4 protein-coding genes are annotated in these 4,230 nt (G+C 56.3%); 2 read left to right on the forward strand and 2 right to left on the reverse strand.

Annotation, left to right across the window (positions count from 1 at the left end):
• Together RMO15_RS05065 and RMO15_RS05070 are read right to left on the reverse strand one after the other, a co-directional pair.
• The coding region (locus RMO15_RS05065; RefSeq protein ID WP_309708682.1) for a glycoside hydrolase family 2 TIM barrel-domain containing protein at positions 1–1,724 on the reverse strand (1,724 nt) is incomplete at its 3' end.
• Positions 1,725–1,778: 54 nt separating this feature from the next.
• Positions 1,779–2,525 carry a DUF481 domain-containing protein gene (locus tag RMO15_RS05070; RefSeq protein ID WP_309708685.1) on the reverse strand — a complete coding sequence of 249 codons (747 nt, stop codon included), beginning with the start codon at positions 2,523–2,525 and terminating at the stop codon, positions 1,779–1,781.
• A 165-nt stretch (positions 2,526–2,690) separates the two neighbouring features.
• On the opposite strand from RMO15_RS05070, the gene ppgK reads away from it, so the two are divergent.
• Together ppgK and RMO15_RS05080 are read left to right on the forward strand one after the other, a co-directional pair.
• Positions 2,691–3,473 carry a polyphosphate--glucose phosphotransferase gene (ppgK, locus tag RMO15_RS05075; protein ID WP_309708687.1) on the forward strand — a complete coding sequence of 261 codons (783 nt, stop codon included), beginning with the start codon at positions 2,691–2,693 and terminating at the stop codon, positions 3,471–3,473.
• A gap of 102 nt (positions 3,474–3,575) precedes the next feature.
• Positions 3,576–4,230 (forward strand): ATP-grasp domain-containing protein (locus tag RMO15_RS05080; RefSeq protein ID WP_369016075.1); only part of this gene is annotated, 655 nt, incomplete at its 3' end.

The raw sequence follows: 4,230 nt of genomic DNA on the forward strand, positions 1-4,230 counted from the left end.
GAACGAACGGACAGATCTTCAAGGGCAAGAGCCGACTGCCACGCTGTCAATCCCGCAGGTGCCGCGAAACCAAACTCACTGGAGAAGCGTGTGTCACACTTTTCGTAGTTAACCCAGTCGCCGTTGCTACCGGCCTCCTTGGAGTGCCAGACATTCCAGTAGTGGCTATCGCCGCTGTTTTCGTCCCGACAGTCCGCGCCACCGTAGGGCGAGTTGGGCCAGTAGGGAGTCTGGGGGTCTTCTGCCTCCAAAACACCCGGGAGCGTCTCCAGAATCAGTTTTTCGCCGTAGAACTTCGTTGCCTGGTCTGCGCCCGACCAGCGTCCCTGGTGTAGCTCGACATTCTCATTGCCCCCGCACCAGAGCGCCAGACAGGGATGGTGACGAAGCCGACGGACATTGGCGATGGCCTCCTCGCGCACACTTTGCACGAACGCTGGGTCATCATCAGGGTAGGTCGCGCAGGCAAAGCCAAAGTCCTGCCAGACCAAAATCCCGAGCTCGTCACAGAGGCTATAGAACTCTTGACTTTCGTAGAGCCCGCCGCCCCAGACACGAAGCATATTGAAACCTGCCTCGTGTGCTGCCGTGAGCCGCTGCCGAAGCTGCGTCTTGGTAATCGTCGTGGGAAGGCTGTGGTCAGGGATCCAGTTGGCCCCTTTGGCAAAAAGCGGCTGCCCGTTGACCTTGAACTGAAAGCTCGCGCCCTCACCATCCGTATCAGGTTCTTGCACAAGCTCAATCTCGCGAAAGCCCACCGACGCGGCCAAGCGGTGAATCGGCTCAGGTTCGTCGTGGTCATCTTCCGAAATAGCCAGCAGGCGCAGGTTGAGCAGATGGCGCTTGCGCGGGCCAGCGACGCCGTTGGGGTTCCAGCGCTCAGTCACAAAGCTATGGATGTGTAAAGGAACGGTGTACTCGCCGGGAGGGCCTTCTAACACTTTGGAGGGAGTTGTGTCCCCGGAAGCAAAAAGTACGGCTTTGACGACCAGAGGCTGACTATCATACTTGCGAACGGTGACATGGAAGTCCATGTCCACGACGCTTTGACTGATAAATTTATAGTCAAGCTTCCAGTGTAAAATCTCGGCCCGAGGCACCGTTACCAGCTCAACATGACCGTGGATGCCACACGAGACCAGCTCTGGTCCCCAGTCCCAGCCAAACATGTACTGCGGCTTACGGATAAAAGCGCGGGGAGGGAAGTTAAAATAGGTTGTCTTGCCACGATCACTATTGCCTGCTCCAATATAGGCAGCCGCCTTCTCTCGCCCCACTCTCAGCGCGGAGTCAAACTCGACCCGTAGCTCGTTCTCGCCGTCTTTGAGTAGCTCGGTGACATCGAAGCGCCATGCACGGTGGTAGTTGTCTGTCTGCCCGATGTGCTTCCCATTGAGCTCCACACGTGCCAGGGTATCGAGGCCATTAAAGTGCAGAAAGTGCTTGCCATCGGCACCTTTTGACGCCAAGCGCTCCGCACTGACAAAGAAGCTCGTACGGTAGGTCCAGTCCGACTCATCTACCCAGCGTGCGCCCCACTCGGCGAGTCGGGCAAAGGGATCGGCGATAACGCCTGCCTTTACCAGATCCGTGTGGACATGACCAGGAACGGTAGCAGGGAGCCAGAGCTTCTCGCCACCTGTCAGAAGAGAGAGATCACGGCCCGCCGGGAGACGCTCGGCAAGCTCCCAGTGAGAGTCAAGAGAAGTAGAGATCAGTTGCATAAAAAGCCCCTGCGTTGTACCCGACACAGGGGCTTTCTTCAAGTCCTATAACATTTAGAACTTGGTGCCCAGCCCGAAAATCAGACGACTGGTGGTCTTGGGTGTCCCGGCTGCGGGAACACTAGTTCGGTCTGTGATGTAGCGGATATTGGCAAAGAAGTTCCCCGAGAGGGCCTGATCCAGGCTAAACTGCGCAACATAGTAGTTATCGCTTGTTTTAGAGAGATTTGGGTAGATCGTAAAGTCATTGGTGAAGTTGGTGCCCTCACGGAGTTTGCGCGTGTAGTTGTAGCCGAACTGTCCCGAGAACTTATTGCTCACACTCTGGCCCTTGAAGTCTTCGCGAATCGCCGCCACACCAAGGCTTGTCTTGAAGCTCATGACACCGGTTTTGCGCACCATAACTCCGAGGCCCGCACCGAGAATCGAGCGCAGGTTAAGCTTCTGAATCTTGTCGGTCTGGAGACGAGCATTGACAAAGCCGTTGGTCCGCTGGCCAGTCTTGAAGCTGTGGTTGCCATTGGCGATCCAGGAATCGTCGGTTGTTGTGAAAATCGCCCCAGAACCACTGGGTTTTTGACGTGCATTGACATAGGTCTGATCCAGCGTAGTGGTGGCATTTTTTGTCTCGCGCTTGGCCGCCCCAAAGAGGGTGAGGTTGCGCGTATTGGCCGCTGTATTGATCTGGGCAAAGTTCAGGGCAATATTGCCATGCCATGTGGGAGCGGGATCTGCGGCAAAGCTCGCACTAGCCGTGAGGGTCAATAGAACGGTTGTTGAAAAAACTGATAAAAATCGCATAAATTTTCTCCATTGTCTCTCTGCCTGGGGCGTCCCATGCCAGAGTTAGAAGGCACTATATCAAAGATTTATCACTGTGGAAAATACGATGTTGGCTATAATCTCTCCTGATCTCAAGAAGGATTCTATGAGTTTTTTGCCGAAGCTACAGCCTCGGAGGACACGATGGCACGACGAACAACAGCAACAGCGGCGGCAGTAAGACCGACGATTATTTTAGGTATTGATATTGGGGGGACAGGCATTAAAGGAGCCCCGGTGGACGTGACGACCGGTGAGCTGATCGGGGAGCGGTTTCGATTGGAGACACCTCAGCCTGCGACACCTGAGGCGGTGGTGGCGACCGTGGCACAGATCGTCGCGCATTTTGAGTGGAAGGGGCCCATTGGCGTAGGGTTTCCTGCCGTGGTGAAGTACGGAACTGTCTCGACGGCGGCCAATATTGACAAGAGCTGGATCGGAAAAGATGCCGCAGGGATGATCGCTGAAGCCACGGGCTGCTCACCGGTTGCGATTGGCAACGATGCCGATGTCGCGGGGCTGGCGGAGGCGACGTTTGGCGAGGGCAAGGGCAAGGGCGGCCTGATTTTTCTGTGTACTCTGGGCACTGGAATCGGCACCGCGCTGATTCTGGATGGCAAGCTCATCCCCAATACTGAGCTGGGTCACTTAGAACTCAAGGGAATGGACGCCGAGACCTACGCCGCGGACTCGGCCCGTGAGCGCGAGGATCTGTCTTGGGAAAAATGGGCCAAGCGTGTCAATCGCTACCTGACGATGGTGGAGAATCTCTTCTGGCCGGATCTCATCATCGTGGGCGGTGGCGTCAGTAAGAAATCCGACAAGTTCTTCCCGCTTCTCTCCCTACGCACTCCGATTGTCCCTGCGGCTCTTCAAAACGAGGCCGGGATTGTCGGGGCCGCCTGCTGGGCTGCCGCAAGACTATAAGCAAGATCCCCAGCAGACATACGATACAATGTCAGGGTTCGCGGGGCTGGCAGCGCGGCGGGCCACTTTATTGAGGTCTGCATGAAGAAAAAGATTCTGGTTTTGGGGTCGGGACCGATTCGTATCGGTCAGGGTATTGAGTTTGACTACTGCACAGTTCACTGTGTCTGGGCACTGCGTGAGGCGGGCTACGAAGCGATTGTCCTCAACAACAACCCCGAGACCGTCTCCACCGACTTTGACACGTCTGACAAGCTCTACTTCGAGCCGCTCACCACAGAAGATGTCCTGAATGTTATAGACCGTGAAGCGCCCATTGAGGGCGTGATTGTACAGTTCGGCGGGCAGACCGCGATTAACCTCGCCCGTCCTCTTGTCGAGGCAGGAGTTACGATTCTAGGCTCGTCGGCGGACTCGATTGATCTTGCGGAAGACCGGGAGCAGTTTGAGAAGCTCCTGCGTAAGCTCGGTATTCCAAAGCCGGAAGGCCGCGCGGTGGTGACTCCCGAGGCGGCGCTTGAAGTGGCACGGGAGATTGGCTATCCCTGTCTCGTTCGTCCTAGCTACGTTCTCGGTGGTCGGGCGATGGAGATTGTCCAGAACGACGAGGAGCTGGCAAGCTACATGAAGTACGCCGTGGATGTCTCGCCCAAGGCCCCGATTCTGGTGGACCGTTATATTGTGGGAAAAGAGCTGGAGGTGGACTGCATCTCCGATGGCGAGCGCTGCCTCTTACCTGGGATCATGGAGCATATCG

The sequence above is a fragment of the Armatimonas sp. genome, assembly GCF_031410135.1.
Taxonomy (GTDB): domain Bacteria; phylum Armatimonadota; class Armatimonadia; order Armatimonadales; family Armatimonadaceae; genus Armatimonas.